The sequence below is a fragment of the Janthinobacterium sp. UMAB-60 genome (genome assembly GCF_900095235.1).
Lineage (GTDB): Bacteria > Pseudomonadota > Gammaproteobacteria > Burkholderiales > Burkholderiaceae_D > Janthinobacterium.
This window is the reverse complement of record NZ_LT607495.1, coordinates 157797-175010: the sequence shown is the minus strand read 5'-3', so window position 1 is coordinate 175010 and position 17214 is coordinate 157797. Positions and strand designations below refer to the sequence as shown.

Genomic DNA, 17214 nt, shown 5'->3' with positions numbered 1-17214 from the left:
GAGCACCATGTTTTCTGCACGACCCATACGGCATACGGCTGCCGGCAAGGCGATACGACCACGAATTTTGGCACAAGTAGTGACAAAAGTAATGGGGCAACTGACATTGGCGGCCGCCGGCAGTGTCATCTTGATATGCCCGATCGCCGAAGCCCGCGCGCAGGAGGGCACGCAAGATGCTGCTCCAGAGAGCGCCAGCGCCACGGAAGCGGCACCCGCGCCACTGCAGTACGAGGTCAAGGTCAACGCGCCCGGCGACCTCGATGAGTTGCTGGAAAAAAACCTGGACCTGGAACGCTTCCGCGGCAACCCGCGCATGGACCGCGAACAATTGCAGCGCCTCGTGCGCGATACGCCCGAGCAAGCCAAAAACCTCGTCGCCACGGCCGGCTACTACACGCCCGTCGTCACGGTGCGCGTCGATACGACGGGCGCCAAACCCGTCGTCATCGTCGACGTCGACCCGGGCGAACCGGTGACCATCGACAAGGTCGAGCTGGAATTGCGCGGCTTCGACCCCACGCCGCCGCTGGCCGCATCCGAGCCCTTCGATACGGAAGGCTTGAAGCGCAGCTGGTCGCTGAAATCGGGCAGCGTGTTCCGCCAGGCCGAATGGGAATCGGCCAAGCGCGCGCTGCTGCGCGAAGTGGTGCAGACGCGCTACCCGCGCGCCCAGCTGGTCGATACGCAAGCCGTGGTCGACCCGGAAACGCACAAGGTGTCCTTGCTGGTAGTGCTCGACAGCGGCCCCGAACTGCGCTTCGGCGAACTGCGCATCGAAGGCCTGAAGCGCTACGATGCCAGCATCATCCGCAACCTCGACAAGATACGCCCGGGCGACTATTACAGCGAATCGGCGCTGCAATCGTTCCAGGCGCGCCTGCAGGACACGGGCTACTTTGCCAGCGTGGAAGTGAGCGCCGACATGAGCAGCATCCTGGGCGAGCAGATCGAGGCGGGCCAGGAAAGCCAGCAAGCCGAGGCCGCCGGTGACGCCGCCGAAACCAGGCCCGCCAACCGCGGCCCCGCGCCGCAACTGCCGCTGGTGGTGCGCGTGACGGAAAACAAGCAGCAAAACGTCAGCGCCGGTCTCGGTTTCAGTACGAATACGGGCAATCGCGCCCAGCTCAACTATGACAACCTGAACGTGTGGGGCACGCGCTTCAAGAGCGCGATCACCATGGAAACGAAGAAACAGGCGGCGCACGCCAATTTTTACTTTCCAACCACCGAGCGCGGCTACAACGACAGCGCGGGCGCCTCGTTCGAGCGCAGCGACATTTCCAATGAAATCACGGCCGTCACCACCATCTCGGCCAAGCGCAACTGGGGCGGCACCAACCTCGAACGCAGCCTGACGTTCGAGTTCCTCAGCGAAGACAAGACCATCGTGGGCCTGGAACAGACGCGCAGCAAGAGCTTGCCGCTAACCTATGCCATCACCAAGCGCAGCCTCGACAGTCTGCTGTTCCCCACCAGGGGCTACGTCATCAACGCCCAGGTGGGCGGCGCCCTGCTGCCCGTGCTGACGGACGAGCGCTTCGTGCGCGTGGCCGGCAAGGCCGTGTATTACCGTCCGCTCGGTGAAAAGGGCGAGCTGATCGTGCGCGGCGAAATGGGCGCGCTGGGCTCGAAGGAAAAACGCGGCGTGCCGGCCGTCTACCTGTTCCGCGCGGGCGGCGACCAGTCGGTGCGTGGCTATGGCTACCAGGAACTGGGCGTCAAAGAGGGCGACGCCACCGTCGGCGGGCGCTACATGGCCACCGCCAGCGCCGAATACCAGTACTGGTTCAAGCCGAAGTGGGCGATTGCCGCCTTCTATGACGCCGGTAACGCGGCCGATACCGTCAAGGCGTTGACGCCGAAATCGGGCTATGGCCTGGGCGGGCGCTACAAGAGCCCCGTCGGCCCCATCAATGTCGACGTGGCATATGGCCACGCCGTCCAAAAATACCGTTTGCACTTTTCTCTGGGATTTACTTTCTGATGTCCGATATTTCTACCGAGTCCCACGACGCCGCGCCGCCACCGCCGACGAAAAAACCGCGTCGCTGGGTGCGCTATGTGCTGATCGCCGTCGCCAGCCTGGCCGTGCTGCTGGGCGGCGCCTTCTGGTTCCTGGGCCGCGAATCGACCTTGCAGATGCTGGTGCAAAAAGTGGCCAGCGCCAGCGGCGGCGACATCGCCGTCACGGGCGTGTCCGGCTCGCTGTACAACCGCATGCACCTGGGCCACGTCAGCTACCGCAGCAAGACGCAGCACATCACGGCCGACAACATCGACATCAACTGGTCACCGTTCCAGTTCTTCTCGGAAGGCATCGCCATCAGCGAACTGCACGTGGCCAGCCTGTCCGTGGCAAGCACGGCGCCGTCCGAGGAACCGTCGACCATGCCCGCCAGCCTGGCCGCGCCTTTTAAAATCGGCATTGCCGACGCGCGCCTGGACAAGGTGACCCTCATCAGCGCGGGCGGCAACACGGTGTTTGAAAAGATCCATTTCACCTTGTCGGGCGACAAGTCGCAATGGCAGCTGGAAGACGCCTCGGCGCTGACGCCGTTCGGCCAGGCCACGGCCAGCGCCACCATTGCCGCCACGCAGCCGTTCAAACTCAGCGGCAAGGCGGGCCTGACGCAGCTCAACCCTGCCGCCGGCGAAAAACCGGCCGCCCTGGCGCTGCAGCTGGGCGGCGACCTGAATCTGCTGAACGTCACGGCCAAGGGCAGCGCGGGCGCGGCCACGGCCGACGCCCAGCTGGCGCTGGCGCCGTTCGACCCCGTCATCATCCTGCGCTCGGCCAACATCCGTGGCCGCAACATCAATCCGGGCAAGTTCGACGCGACCTTGCCGCAGGCGGACCTGAGCCTGGAGCTCGATGCCGCCATCGACACCCGGCCGACCAAGCAAACGGTGTCGGGCAAGCTGGCCATCCTCAACCATGCCACGCCTGGCCCCATCGACCAGCAAAAGCTGCCGCTGCGCCAGTTCGAAGCGCGCCTGGGCGGCACCCTGACGGCCACGACCCTGGAATCGGCCATCATCGATTTCGGCAACGCGGGCAAATTCACGGGTAGCGGCAAGCTCAACCGCGACGCCGTTGATGCGCCCATCGGCACGGCGCAGCTGACCTTGCACACAGACAAGATCGACTTGCAGCATATCTACAGCAGCATCAACAGCACCAAGATCGTCGGCGACATCGTGCTCGACAGCGACGGCAAGACGCAGACCCTGCGCGCCAGGCTCGGCGAAGCCAAGCTGCGCCTGGATGTGGAAGCGACACTGGCCGACTCGCTGGTGCAACTGCGCAAGGCGACCTTGCAGGCAGGCAAAAGCAGCGTCAACGCGACGGGCCAGATCAGCCTGAAGGACGAGCAGCCGTTCAAGGCCGTGGCCAACGCCAGCCGCCTCAATCCCGCCGATTTCGGCGCCTTCCCCGTGGCCGACCTGAACCTCGACGTGCGCGCCAATGGCCACGTGGCCCCCAAGTGGCTGGCGCATGCGGACTTCACCGTGCGCCCCAGCAAGCTGCTGGACCAGCCCTTGTCCGGCAAGGGCAAGCTGACGGCCGATGCGGCGCATTTCAGCGGCATCGACGTGCAACTGGCGCTGGGCAAGAATAATGTCACGGCCAAGGGCAACTTTGGCGGCGCCGGCGAAAAACTCAACTGGAATGTCGATGCGCGGCAACTCTCCGCCCTGAAAAGCGACTTGCTGGGCGCCGTGCAGGCCAGCGGCGTGGTGCAAGGCACGCTGCAGCAGCCGCGCACGACGTTTGTTGCCGATGCGAAGGGACTGGGCCTGACCAGCGGCAAGCGCCCTGCGCCGGACAGCGCCATCCACGCCAGCGGCGAAGTGGGCTTGACGGGGCCGAAGCAGCAGGCGGAATTGAAAATGACGGGGTCCTTGCAAAAGATCAACCCGGCCGCGTTTGGCGCATCACTGCCTAACGGCAACGTGAATGCGGACTTCAACGGCAGCGGCCGATTGACCAGCGACTGGCAAGTGGCCCTGAACCTGGCCCTGCGCGAATCGACCCTGCAAAACGCCCCGCTGGCCGGCTACGCCAAATTGTCGGCCAACGCGAAACGCATCGACAGCGTGGATACGGAATTGCGCCTGGGGCCGAACAGCCTGCTGGCCAAGGGCGCGCTGGGCGGCGCCACCGACAAGCTGACGTGGAAGCTCGATGCGCCGCAACTGTCGACCCTGGGTCCCAAGTTTGCCGGCGTGCTGCATGCGGCCGGTACCGTGAGCGGCAAGATGGACGCGCCCGCCGCGCAACTGACGCTCGATGGCAAGGATCTGACCTTCTTTGGCGACCAGCAATTGAAAGCCGTGAAAGGCAGCGCCAGCGTGGGTGCAGGCCAGGGCGCGCTCGACCCCATGGTCAGCAGCCTGGACATCACGGGCTACAGCACGCCCACCTTCAAGCTGGCCAGCGCCCGCCTGGGCACGACGGGCACGCGCGGCAGCCATACGGTGAGCCTGGCGGCGCGCAATGACGATTTCGATGCCACCGTGCAAGTCAAAGGCAGCCAGAGCGGCGCCGGCTGGACGGGCAGCATCGACAGCCTGCAAAACAAGGGCCGCTATGCGCTGGTGCTGCAAGCGCCCGTACCCGTGAAAGTGGCGGGACCGGCCGGCAGCGGCGTGGCGGGCCTGGGCCAGCCCGAGCAGATCAGCGTGGGCAACACCGTCATCAAATTGCCAGCAGGCAGCATCACCATGCAAAGCCTGGTCAAGAACGGCCCCCGCTGGAGCAGTTCCGGCCAGGCGGCCGGCGTGGCGCTGACCTACCTGGCGCAAGTGATCCCCTCGCTGCAGGCGAATGCGCGCAGCGACCTGACCCTGGGCGCGCAATGGTCGCTCGACATGCAGGTGCCGACGGCCAAGCAAAAAGACCCGTCCCTGGCCGGCATGCTGCACATCTACCGCGAAAAAGGCGATGTGACGGTGGGTGTGGAACAGCCGCTGGCGCTGGGCTTGCGCACCTTCGATGCCCGCGTGGATGTCGCCAACCAGCAACTGCGCCTGGCCGTGAAACTCGATGGCGCGCGCGCGGGCCAGAGCGATATCAATGCCACCGTGCAAATGTTGAACGGACGCATCAGCAACGACAGCGCCCTCTCGCTGACGGGCACCACCAGCATCGATACACTGGCGTGGCTGGCGCCGCTGACGGGCCAGCCGGGCCTGGAGCTGGGCGGCGCCTTGAAAGTGGCCTTGTCCGGCAGCGGCACCATCGGCGCGCCGCAATTGAATGGCGACATCAACGGCAGCAAGCTGCTGGTGAACTGGGCCGACCAGGGCTTGAAATTGCGCAATGGCGTGCTGCAAGCAAAGCTGGCCGGCGATCAATTGCAATTGCAGCGTTTGAGCTTTGACGGCGGCGATGGCAAGGTGCAGGCAGATGGCTGGGTACGCTTTGCAAATGGCGAAGCGAGCCTGGAACTGAAACTGATGGCCGACCGCCTGCAGGCGCTGTCGCGCCCCGACCGCACCTTGATCCTGTCGGGCAACAGCACCCTGGTACGCAACGACAAGCGCTTCAGCTTCGAGGGCAAGTTCAAGGCCAACCGCGCGCTGATCGAGCTGGCGCCACAAGATACCCCGACGCAAAGCAATGACGTGGTGGTGCTGGGCAAGGAAGTCAAAGGCGGCAAGGAAGCGCCATCGCTGCCCCTGAATATCGATCTGGAATTTGACCTGGGCAATGCCTTCCACCTGCGCGGCATGGGACTCGACGCCGACCTGGCGGGCAATGTGCGCGCCAGGGTCATCAACCGCGCCGCGCCGCGCGTGACGGGCAGCATCCGCGTCGTCAACGGCCTGTACGCGGCGTACGGACAGAAGCTGTCGATCGAACGGGGCTTGATCGCCTTCACGGGCGCCTACGACAACCCGTCGCTGAATATCCTGGCCGTGCGCAAGCGTCCCGAAGGCGAAGCCTTGTCGGAAACGAATGTGGAAGCGGGCGTGGAAGTGCGCGGCACGGCCCAGGCGCCGACGGCCAAGCTGGTCTCCACGCCCAGCGTGTCGGACAGCGACAAGCTGGCCTGGCTGATCCTCGGCCACGGCGCGGAAACGGCGGCTGGCGACGAGATGGCCCTGCTCACCACGGCGGCGGGCGCCCTCTTCGGCGGCTCCGGCGGCGGCTTGCAGGGCAAACTGGCCAGTTCGCTGGGCCTCGATGAAGTGGGCCTGTCGCAGGCGCAAGGGCTGGAAAGCACGGTCGTCACCGTCGGCAAGCGGCTGTCGTCGCGCGCCTATCTGACGTTCGAGCAAGGCACGAGCACGGCGACGAGCCTGGTGAAACTGCGCTACAAGCTGAACCGCCGCATCACCCTGCAGTTCCAGACGGGCACGAACAATGCGCTGGACGTGTTGTACACGTGGGCGTTCGATTAGAGTGGCGGCCTACAATGTTGTCGGATTACGCCCTTGCGGGCTAATCCGACCTACAGTCCATGTGCATGTGCGTAGGTCGGATTAGCGGCGCAGCCGCGTAATCCGACACCACCAGAAACAACAAAGGGCGCCTCGGCGCCCTTTTCTTTGCTCTACCGCAAACAGCTTACTCGGCCACGTCGAGCCCCCGCTCGATCATGCCTTCGACATACGCGCGCAGGTATTGTTCCAGCGCGGGGCCGGACAGCACGTTGGCCGTCAGCGCGCCGTGCGGCGAGCCTTTCAGCACGCCGTCGTGGTACACGCGCGCAATCCAGGCCACATCCGCGCCCTGGGTGTAATCGAGTTCATAGTCAAACGATTCTCCGCTGACTTTGCGTGTGTAGACTTCCTTGACAATTGCCATCTGAAACAGCCTTTCTTGAGGAGATTAATAAGTAATCCTCAGGAAATTATTGTGAAATTATGACGAACAGAACCGGATGCTATGCAAGGCGCTCGCTGCGACGCAGTGCGAGCACTGCTAGCAGTGAGCAACGCCGCAGAGCGCCGGTTATGGAAGTCAGAAATCACAATAATTTATTGGGGGTTACTGAGGATGCGGGTGCGGCACGGGATCGTCCTGCGGCACCGGATGCACGGGCCCCGGATGGTGCCCGGGCGCTTCTTGCGGCTCCGGTGCCGGCATGGGTACATCGACAGGCGCCGGGTCGGGCGCGCGGTGGGCGTGGATGACGGACATGGCTGACCTCCCTGCAGACAAAAGAAGACCATACCACGAGAGATGCGCCACCCGCCCTGCGCGCCCCTTATTTCGCTGCCGGCTTGACGTCGGCGGCCGGCGGCGGGGCGTTCTTCACATATTTCTCCAGCCAGTTGTTGCTTTCATACAGCATCTGCATGATCGATTCGCGCGCGCGGTAGCCATGGCTCTCGTTCGGCAGCATCACCAGGCGCGCCGTGCCGCCCAGTCCCTTGACGGCCTGGAACATGCGCTCGCTCTGGATGGGGAAGGTGCCCGAGTTGTTGTCCTGCTCGCCATGGATCATCAGCAGCGCATCCTTGATCTTGTCCGCATAGTTGAACGGCGACATGGCCTGGTAGACGGCCGGCGCCTGCCAGAACGAACGCTCTTCCGCCTGGAAGCCGAACGGCGTCAGGGTGCGGTTGTAGGCGCCGCTGCGGGCGATGCCAGCGCGGAACAGCCGCGTATGCGCCAGCAAGTTGCCCGTCATGAAGGCGCCATACGAGTGGCCGCCGATGGCGATGCGGTTGCGGTCGGACACGCCCCGGCGCACCACTTCATCGACGGCCGCTTCGGCATCGGCCACCAACTGCGGCAGATAGGTGTCGTTCGGTTCCTGCTCGCCGGTTCCCACGATGGGGAACGATGGATTATCGAGCACGGCGTAGCCCATGGACAGGAAGGCGGCCGGGCCCCAGTAGCTGACGGCGTTGAATTTGTACGGCGAACCCGTGGTCTGGCTGGCCGCGCTGGCCGTCTTGAATTCCTGCGGATACGCCCACATCAGGGTCGGCAGCGGACCGTCGCGCTTGACGTCGTAGTTCGGCGGCAGCATCAAGGTGGCCGTCAAGTCCACGCCGTCGGCGCGCTTGTAGCGGATCAGCTCTTTCTGCACGTCCTTCAATTGCGGCAGCGGATGGGGGAAGTGCGTGAGGGCCGTCAATTGCGCGGCGCCCTGCTGTTTCAGGTTGCGCACAAAGTAATTCGGCTGCTCGGTCGGCGATTCGCGCGTCGACAGCAAACGGCTGCCGTCCTCGTCCAGCACGGCCACGACGTTTTCATAGTAGGGCGCGGCGCTCTGGAACAGGCGTTCCTTCTGTTTCGTCGCCAGGTTCAGGCGGTCGATGAACGGGCGGTCGCCATCCTTCGAGGCGCCCTGGCCATCGAGCAGGATGGAGTTATCAAAGGCGATGAGCAGGCGCGGCAAGCCGGCGGCGTCCGCGCGCATGACGGGCTGGCCCGGATCGTTGTAGCGGTCTTCGAAGGATCCCGCATACACGAGGTCGGCCGGCGTGGAAGGTTGATCTGGCGAAATCTTCCACTGCTTGACGGCGCGCGTCTTGTACCACGCTTCGCTGAGCAGGGCCAGGTCGCCGCGGCCCCAGGCCACGCCCGCGTAGCGCGAGCCGAGCCTGGCCAGCACGGCCGGCTTGGCAGTGAACGGCGCCGCCTGCGTGTAGACGATGTCGCGGATCTCGACCGTCTTGGCCGGATCGCCGCCATCCTGCGCTTCGGCCCACACCAAAGTAGCGGGCGCATCGACCCTCCAGCTGACGGAGCGCACGCCGGCGGACACGGCATCATTGCCTGGCGGCAGCCCTTCCTCCAGCGGCAAGGCCGCCACCGCGTGCTCCACCTTGCCATTCAGGTCGCGTACGTCGATTTTGTGGGCAAAGTCATGCGCCGGGACGATGTACGAATACGGACGCACGATGCTGGTCATCAGCAGGTGCTTGCCATCGGGCGAGGCCGACACGCGCGAGAACTGGCCCGGCTGGCCCACCAGGCGCTGCTTGCCCGTCACGTCCAGCAAGGCCATCTGCACGGTGATGTAGTGTTCGAACAGCTGCGCATCCTGTTCGTTTTTCAGCAGGTCGGGATAGGTGCGCAATTGCTTGACGCCACCACCCGGCACGCTGTCCTGGATGGACGGACCCGTCGGGATGCCGTTGGCCACGGGTGCCGCGCCCAGCTTGGCCGGCTTCAGCTGCACCAGCAGGGTCTTGCTGTCGGGCATCCAGGAAAAACCACGGCCATACACGGTCGACAGGGGCGCGCTGGCCAGCTTGCGCGCCGCTTTCGTCTGCACGTCGAGCAGCCACAATTGCACGCCCGCATCCTTCACGCCCTTGGCGGGATCGGCATAGGCGACATGCGTAAACGCCAGGTAGCGCTGGTCGGGCGACCAGGCCAGGTCGGCGATGCGGGGCGAGGCGGGCAATCCGCTGACCTTGATCTCCTTCTGCGTATCGATGTCGAGCAATCCCAGTCCCGTGTGGAAGCTGAAGCGGCTGGCCGAATAGGTGCGCGGATTGATGCGCAAACCGGCCAGCTTCAGTTCCGGCTGCGCCACTTCGCTGATGGCGGGCAAGGATGGCGTGGGCAGCACGGCCGCCAGGTTGCGTTTCGGGCTCAGGCTCAGGGTCGGCGCGCGCGGCGCATCGACGATGGCTTGCAGGGGCGCTGGCGGGGCTTGATAAGCGCTATCTTGCGCCATGGCCAGGGAGGACGAGGCTAACAGGCCGACAGTAATGGGCAGCAAAGGCAGACGAGTAGACATGAAACTCCAGAGTATGAAGGTGGTGACAACAAGCGAGCGCACCGCTCATGGCGGCGCATTGTGACAAGGCATAGTGCGTTCATGCCATGTAAATGTCAACCAGCAACTTTTACCGTTTGACAAGCATCGCCGCCCGTCCCCATCTCGCTTACAATCGCTGTTTTACCCGCACCCGATTGCCTACATGGAAACCACCACCCTCGCCCTGCTGTTACTGGTCCCGCTGCTGGTCTGGCGTATTTATTCGCGCCTGAAGAAACTGGTGGCGCGCCAGAAGTCGCAGCTGTGGCGCCACTGGAGCGTGGCGATCGCGTTTCCCGCGCTGCTGCTGTTCCTGGCGACGACGACGAAATTCGACATCCTGCCCCTGTCCAGCCTGGGCGCGGGCGCGCTGGCCGGTGGCTGGCTGGGCGTGCTGGGCCTGAAGCTGACGCGCTTCGAGCAAGTCGGAAAAGATTTCTTCTTTACCCAGCACCGCTACCTGGGCCTGGCCATCACGATGCTGTTCATCGCCCGCCTGCTGTATCGCGGCATGGAAATCTACCTGAACACGCGCCAGGACGTGCCCGTGCCGCCGCCGCCGTTCGGCCAAAGCCCGCTGACCATGGCCGCCTATGGCCTGGTCATCGGTTACTACGCCATGTATGCGTGGGGCCTGGTGCGCTGGCGCCAGCGCAACAAACCCTTGGAAGCGGCCGAGTAAGCCAGGTCAGTAGTACTGGCACAGGCCGGTACACGTCGTCACCGCCAGTGCCTGGCGTATCGTCGCCAGCGCCGGCGCCAGGGCCGGATCGAGATCCTGGTCCGCATCGGCCAGGCTGGTCAGCAGGCGCTCGCGCAACGGCAGCGCCATCAGATTGGCATTCGCCGTGGCGTGCTGCGCCGCCGCTTCCAGCATCCGCTTCTTTTGCGCCACGCTCCAGAACGGCCCTTGCACGAACTGCACCACGCCAGCATACAGGGCGGTCGACCCCTTGCTGAAGGCGCGCGCGCGCATGCGCTCGGTTCCGCTCACCGCATCCGCTGGCTGGGCACTGAATTCCCGCTCCATCAGCCCGATCACATGGCCATGGCAATGCATGCCAAAGGCAAACAAGGTGCTCATTTCATCGCCATAATTGGCCAGGTTCCGCGTCATCTGGTCCTTGCGCGCCTGCAGCAGCTCGGCGCCGGACAGCGGCAAAGGCCATGAGAGGCCAAACGCATAGTATGTTTTGCCCAGCCGCATGGCCTGCTCGCACACGGCCACGCTCTGGTTCATGTCCTGCAGCGCCGCGACGGGCGCCTGGAACAGGCGCGGGTGGTCGGCGATCTGCGCAAACAGCTGCGCCACCTCGGGGTCGCCCAGGCGCGGCAAGCCGCTTTGCGGCGTCGCCTTGTCCATCAGCGCTTCCAGCTGGCCGCTGGCTTGCTGGAAATCGGTATAGTTGTCGGCCCAGGCGGCGGGCGCGGCAAGCAGCGCGCCCAAGAGCAGGCTACGCAGACGGCGGGCGAGAATCGGAGTGGGCATGGCGCTGTCTTTCTATTTCTTCAGCAAGTAATTGGTACGCAGCGCAGGCGCCTCGCCCGTATTCTCGCTGCCACCCTCGACATTGCCGAAATACACGTTCAGATCCTGCTGCGGACGGAAATTGCGCAGCTTGACTTGCAAGGTGGTGGGATTGATCTTGGTAAACGTGCCGGGGAAGCACAGGCTGACCAGCTCGTCCGGCTTGCCCTTGACCAGGTTCAAGGTGAAGTCCTCGATACCATTCTTCCAGGTGTTGCCCGTCTTGAGGATGTACGAGACCCACTTGGCATTGACGAAGCCGCCCTCGCCCTGTTGTGCCGCCAGGCGGTTCCACGTCTTGTAGAAGGCCTTGTCGCCGCAGTATTTCTTTTCAAATGTATTGCCATCGCCCAGGTAGGAAGCGCCGGGGCCGGCCGCGACGAACGGGGCATATTGATGGCGCACGCGCACCGTTTTACCGGCAGGGAATTTCTGCTGCCACTGGTAGACCACCGTCACGGACCAGGCCGGCACCCATTCTTCGTCTTCGGACAGCTTGGCCAGCAAGCCGTCGGCGATCATGGCTTTTTTCTGCGCGGCGCTCAAGGGCGCCACCTTTTTTTCGAACGGGCTGAATGACGGGAAATAAGCGACTTGCGCGTCCGACAGGCCCAGCTGCGCCAGGCGCGCCGTCACGTCACGGCCGTCGAGTTTGGCGAGCAGCACGGTCTGGTAATCCTTGCGCTTGCCGTCGACCTCGATCGAGAACTGCCGCGGCTGGCCATAGTACGTGGGCGACTGGTGGTAGCCGGCCTGGTAGGCGGGCAGCGGGAAGATGATGGTCTCTTCCACATCGCTTGTCGATTCGTTGAGGAACTCGTACTCGACCTTGATCAAGTCCGTGCTGACCGTCAGCACTTCCTTTTTCATGGCCACGGCGTCGGTCTTGCCGACGATAATGCCGCCGGCACTGACCGAACCGATGCCGTCATTGGCCATCGCTGGCACCGAGAACGCCAGCGCCAACGCGGCCGACAGCAGCAAACGGCGCATCATGCCACCTTGCCCGCTACGGGCTCGACCCGGCGTTGCAGCACGAAAATCGGTTGTGCCCATTGGCTATCCTTTTTCTTTTTGCTCGTGATCAAAGTCAGTTCCGAGGGATCGTAGACATCCGTGTTGTGCGTCAACGGCGTCGTCATCAGGTATTGCGCTTGCGTATTCTTCAGGAACTCGCCGACCAATTGAATGTTGCGGATATCGAGGTGGGCAAACGGTTCGTCGATGAAGACGAAGCCGCCGGAACCGTCTTCCGATTTCAGCAAGCCGATCAGCAGCACCAGCGACTTCATCACCTGCTGGCCGCCCGATGCTTCGCCATCGTTCATGCCGATCACGCCCTTGCCGTCGAATTTGAAACGCACGTGCAAGCCCGCCTGCGACAGCTGCACATCGTCGTTTTCCAGGCGCACGGGGTCGGCATGCACTTCGATGCCGGCCAGCTCGCCCAGCTCCTTGATGTTCTTGCTGTAAGTCTTGATGGTGTAGCGCAAGCGTTCCATGTAGGCGCCGCGGGCGTTGCCCGTCGCTTCGATGGCGCGGTTGTTCTGGTAGCGGCGCTCGTCCGTTTCCGACTGGCGGCCATGCAGCTGGTCCGACAGGCGGTGATGCTGGTCGATGACGGTGGCGTCGAGTTCCCAGTCGTCGCGCGCCAGGCTGTTTTGCAGGCTGGCCACGCGCAAGTCGACCTGATGCGCATTCTGGTGCTCGGCGACGAGGGCCGCGCGGCGCGCGGGCCGACGCCAGCTTTTCGGCAGGTGGCGCCACGCATGGCGCAGGGCCAGCAAGGCGCGCGCATGCTCGGCGCGCTGTTCAATCTGTTTCTTGTAGCCGAGGCGCGCACCCGCTTCCGCTTCGGACAAAGCCAGGCGTGCGTTTTGCCACACGGTATCGGCACGCGTGCGCGCCACGGTGGCGTTTTTCGTCAGGTTTTGCAACTCGCCCAAACGGCCACCCACTTCCAGGCGCTCTTCCTTGAGCGGCTTCGAATTGCGCAGCGCTTCGGCGAACTCTTCCTGGCGTGCACTGAGTTCCTTGGCCGCGTCGACGCCGGCGATGCGCGCCTTCAACGCGCCCACTTCCGCCGCCAGTTTCGAGATCGCCAGGGTCAGCGTATCTTCCTGTCCTTCCAGGCCCGGCAGCGAGCGCAGCAGCGCTTCCAGGCGGCCGCTGCGGCCAGCCTGGCCGAAGCGGTAGCGCGACGCTTCCACGAACAGCGAGCGTCCGCCACGGCGTTCGCGGTGATACGCCTCGGGCGTGATCCATTCCTCATGGTTGCCCAACTTGAAACCGGCTTCGACGGAATCGACGCGCGCGATGCGCGACAGCTGCTCGATCAGCCAGCTGGGCACGGGCGCGGAAAATTTCACCACCGCCAGCAAGCTTTCGTCTTTCGCGTCAGGCGCCGTGACCAGCTCGGGCACGATGAAGTGACGATAGCGCTCCTTCTCGGCCAGGCGGTAGGCGGCTGCCGCATCCTTGGCCTTGTCGAGCAAGACGACGGAGGCGTAACCACCCAATATACCTTCGACGGCGCCCTGCCAGCGGCTGTCCGTCACTTCGACGATGTCGGACAGCATCGCGTGGGAAATGCCCGCGTCGCGCAGCGCACGGCGCATGCCACGCACATTGTCCGGCTCCGGCATGGCCGTCTTGCCTTGCAGCGCGGCAATCGTTGCCTGCTCGCCCGCGATGCGGGCCGACAGCGCGTCGCGCTGCTGGCGCTGCTGCAGCAATTGCGCTTCCTTCTGCTCCAGCTGGGCCGCCACTTCGGCGATGTCGCTGCCCGAGTCCGCCGCCAGCTTGTGCAAACGGTCTTTCTGCTCCAGCAGGCTGTCCAGCGGTTTCAGTTTTGCATTGATCAGGGATAGGCGACTCTGCAAGCCGATCGATTCCTGCTCCAGCAGGGTTTCGTTCATCTGCGCGTCGGACAGGGCCTTCGCCTGCGCGGCCAGCGCATTGCGTTTATCGGTCAGTTGCTGGTCCGCCTGCGCCATCGGTTTGCGCGCATCGCGCAATTGCCGGCTGGCGATGGCGGCTTTTTCGCGCGCTTCGTGGTACTGCAGGCTGGGCAGCACTTCTTCCAGCAGGTTGCGGCGCTCTTTATGCAGCCCTTCCCACTGGTGGTAATTGGCCACGCGCAGGCGCAAGCCTTCCAGATTGGTTTTCGACGCTTCCAGTTCCGTTTCGAAGCGTTTCAGCTCCACTTCCGTATCGCGCTGGTGGCGCTTGGCTTCATCGTAGGCGTCCAGCACTTCCTTGTCGCCAAACACCTGGAACACCAGGTCGAGCAGCTGGCGCGGCGCGTATTCGCACAATTTGTCCGTTTCGCCCTGCTCCAGCGCCAGCACTTTCGACATGGCGGGCGACAGGCCCGCATTGGCCAGGCGCTTGCGGTAGTTTTCCACGCCCAGCCAGTCATTGGCGTCCGTGATGTCCTCGATCTGCACATTGCCTGGACGCATCAGATACTGGCGCTTCCAGTCGCCGCCATTCTTCTGGATCTGGCAAAACAGCGTCACTTCATCGTCGCTGAAGAAGCCGGAACTGCGGAACGGGCGGTTCGACAACTGCTTGCCCACGTTCTTGTTGTCGACCACGGCGCGCAGCCAGGCCGTCTGCTGGCCCGAATGGCGCGCATAGTGTTTATACGTGCGGCCCATCGAGCAATCGAGGCCGAACAGGGTGCGCAAGGCATCGAGCAAGGTGGTCTTGCCCGAACCGTTCTGCCCCGCGATGGTGATGATCTTCGCGTCGAGCGGAATATTCTTGATGCGCTGCCAGTAATCCCAGTGCACCAGTTCAAGTGATTTGATATGAAACATGGGCGCTTTCAGTGAGGGAGGTCGGACGCAGGCTCGTCGCCCGCGTCTGGCAAGTCGCCGATGTCGGCGGACAGGTCGTCTGCCAGGTCGGCATCCGGGTCGACGGCCACCAGGCGCGCCGGCGCGCGCTTGAACACGTCGGCCAGGGCGCCGTTGATGATGCGCTCTTTCAAGACGTCGGTATCCATCATCAGGTCCAGCAGCGGGCCTTCCAGGATGAAATCGCCGCGCCGCTCGATGAAGCCCAGCTTGGCCAGGGTGCCCAGGTTCATGTCCATGCGCGTTTTCTTGCCCAGCTTGTCGCCGAAGTCCGACAGCAGCGCCTTGTAGGAAATGCCGATCGACGCGTCTTCCGCGCGCGGCAGCGGTTTTTCCGTGCCGAACATGTCATTTTGGTCGTCGTCCGCGTGCTGGTGCGTTTCCTGGCGTTCGCGCTTGGGCAGGATGATCTGCGCCCACAGCACCACCAGCAAGGCCACGCCATCGCGCGCCAAACCGAAATTATTGTTTTGCCACACGTCGCGCGCGCCGAAAATCTTCGGTTCGATGGTGCGCGTCAGGGCCAAGGTCACGTGGTCGGCATACACGTTGTCGAGCAGTTTCAAGCCGCAGGCCAGCAGGCGCGCATCGATTTCGGCGCGGAACAGCTCGTCGGACAGCACGCGCTTGACGAGCTTGTCGTCGCGGCGCAGGGTTTGATGCGTGAGCAGGCGCGCAATCAGGATTTGGGAATCGTCATTCATCGGCTGTGCCGCTATCTAAATCAAGTGAAACATTCAGTGAAAGCGAGGCGATCGACATGGCCGCCACGTGGGGGTCGGTCAGCTGGACCATCTCGTCGGTCGGTGTAAAGGTGATCGGCAAACGGGCCAGTTCGGCCGTCGAGCCTTGCAAGCTCGCTTCGGAGACATCGCCGAGCAGCGGCAGCATGGAGGCGCGGTACGAGGCCACGGCAAAGCTGGCCGGCAGCAGCGAATCCTGCACGGGCACCGATTTCGGCCCTTCTTCGCCGATGCTGGGGAAATTGCCCAGGCTGGCAAAGTTCGACAGGCGTTCGAGCAAATCATCGAGTTCAAGCTGCATGGCGGGACCGTCGCTGATGGTGGTGGGCGCGTCCTCTCCGCTGGGCAGGCCCGTGTTGATGACACCTGCCGCCCGTTCGGACAGCAGTTCCGTTTCCGCCACGTCGATCATTTCGGCCGGCGTGGAGAACAGGGGCACGACGGGCTGATCGATGGCGCCCTCGGCCAGGCTGGCCAGGTCTTCATGCAGCAAGAGCCAGCGCTTGATGTCCGTGGTCGACAGACCCGACTGGCCCAGGTGCACGCGCTGGCGCTCGATCTGGTTCAGCGCGCGTGAAAACATGCCTTGCATGTTCAGCAATTTGCTTTGCGCGCGGCCGATCGCCTGCGCCGCCTTGTGCGTGGCGCTGTCCGCGTTTTCATCGGAAGTAATCGCCACGAGAATCTCGGAACCTTTTTCCACCCAGTCGCAGGCCATGTTCCACTTCGCTTGCGCCGTGCGCAGCCGGAATTCGGAACCGGAAGCGATCGCGTCGGAAAATTCCTCCGTCAAATCCACCAGCCGGCCCAGCAAATGCTGGAGTTGTTCCACGGATACGCCGCCCACGGCTTGCGCACCGGCCACCTGCGACAGCAGAAAGCCCATTTCCGCTTCGTCTTCCGTCTGGCCCAGGCCCAGCAGGCTGTCGATGGCGGACAGCACGTTGCGCGCCATGGGCGTGACGCGGTACACGCCCTGCTGCGCATCCCAGGCCAGCAACTGGTTCGAGCGCAGGCGCAGCAAGACCGTTTCCAGGCTTTCCGGCAATAAATAGGCCAGCTTGGTGTTGATATCGGCGCGCGTATAGGCGGACGTGGCCGCATCGGACGCCAGCTCGCGCAACACCAGCAGACGCACCAGCACGCCATCGAAACCGCCATGAAACAGGGCCGTAAACACTTGCAGCAAGGGCTGCGCCCGCTTCAAGTGAAATACCTGCTCGATCTCGTCGGCCGAAATATTGGGCTGGAAATGCGCCTGCAAGGAATCGTGATGCTCTTGCTCTGTCTGATGTGCATCCGTAGCCACGGCTGCACTTGCCATTATATCAATCATTCTTTTC

At 63.8% G+C, this 17214-nt stretch carries 11 protein-coding genes; 3 read left to right on the top strand and 8 right to left on the bottom strand.

Annotation, left to right across the window (positions count from 1 at the left end; genetic code table 11):
- The first annotated feature begins 91 nt into the window (after nt 1–91).
- Together K0F86_RS21400 and K0F86_RS21395 are read left to right on the top strand one after the other, a co-directional pair.
- Nucleotides 92–1987, top strand: a complete 1896-nt coding sequence (locus tag K0F86_RS21400) for an autotransporter assembly complex family protein (RefSeq protein ID WP_219136231.1) — start codon at nt 92–94, stop codon at nt 1985–1987.
- A complete protein-coding gene (locus K0F86_RS21395) occupies nt 1987–6411 on the top strand; it encodes a translocation/assembly module TamB domain-containing protein (protein ID WP_219136197.1) in 4425 nt (1474 codons plus the stop codon). Before K0F86_RS21400 ends, K0F86_RS21395 begins: the two co-directional genes overlap by 1 nt.
- Nucleotides 6412–6577: 166 nt before the next feature.
- Here the strand turns inward: K0F86_RS21395 and K0F86_RS21390 are convergent, their stop codons facing one another.
- The 3 genes from K0F86_RS21390 to K0F86_RS21380 form a co-directional block, all read right to left on the bottom strand.
- On the bottom strand, nt 6578–6817 hold the full coding sequence (locus K0F86_RS21390; protein WP_034753464.1) for a hypothetical protein: 240 nt from the start codon (nt 6815–6817) through the stop codon (nt 6578–6580).
- Nucleotides 6818–7000: 183 nt separating this feature from the next.
- Entirely contained in the window at nt 7001–7153 is a 153-nt protein-coding gene (locus K0F86_RS21385; protein WP_219136196.1) for a hypothetical protein, read from the bottom strand.
- A gap of 67 nt (nt 7154–7220) precedes the next feature.
- On the bottom strand, nt 7221–9716 hold the full coding sequence (locus K0F86_RS21380) for a prolyl oligopeptidase family serine peptidase (protein WP_257572288.1): 2496 nt from the start codon (nt 9714–9716) through the stop codon (nt 7221–7223).
- Nucleotides 9717–9900: 184 nt separating this feature from the next.
- Between K0F86_RS21380 and K0F86_RS21375 the strand changes: the two genes are divergently transcribed.
- The gene (locus K0F86_RS21375) at nt 9901–10419 is read left to right on the top strand and encodes a hypothetical protein (RefSeq protein WP_219136195.1); all 519 of its coding nucleotides are present in this window, start codon (nt 9901–9903) and stop codon (nt 10417–10419) included.
- A gap of 6 nt (nt 10420–10425) precedes the next feature.
- On the opposite strand, the gene K0F86_RS21370 is transcribed toward K0F86_RS21375, so the two are convergent.
- The 5 genes from K0F86_RS21370 to K0F86_RS21350 are packed head-to-tail and all read right to left on the bottom strand — an operon-like array spanning nt 10426 to nt 17195.
- Nucleotides 10426–11226, bottom strand: coding sequence for a hypothetical protein (locus tag K0F86_RS21370; protein ID WP_219136194.1), 801 nt, complete (start codon nt 11224–11226; stop codon nt 10426–10428).
- A gap of 12 nt (nt 11227–11238) precedes the next feature.
- Nucleotides 11239–12261 (bottom strand): DUF4424 family protein, encoded by a 1023-nt coding sequence (locus K0F86_RS21365; RefSeq protein WP_219136193.1) that lies wholly within the window; start codon nt 12259–12261, stop codon nt 11239–11241.
- The gene (locus K0F86_RS21360) at nt 12258–15089 is read right to left on the bottom strand and encodes an ATP-binding protein (protein WP_219136192.1); all 2832 of its coding nucleotides are present in this window, start codon (nt 15087–15089) and stop codon (nt 12258–12260) included. The genes K0F86_RS21365 and K0F86_RS21360 overlap by 4 nt, the downstream gene beginning before the upstream one ends.
- A gap of 8 nt (nt 15090–15097) precedes the next feature.
- Entirely contained in the window at nt 15098–15832 is a 735-nt protein-coding gene (locus tag K0F86_RS21355) for a hypothetical protein (RefSeq protein WP_219136191.1), read from the bottom strand.
- The gene (locus tag K0F86_RS21350; RefSeq protein ID WP_096233629.1) at nt 15825–17195 is read right to left on the bottom strand and encodes a hypothetical protein; all 1371 of its coding nucleotides are present in this window, start codon (nt 17193–17195) and stop codon (nt 15825–15827) included. The genes K0F86_RS21355 and K0F86_RS21350 overlap by 8 nt, the downstream gene beginning before the upstream one ends.
- Nucleotides 17196–17214: the final 19 nt, after the last annotated feature.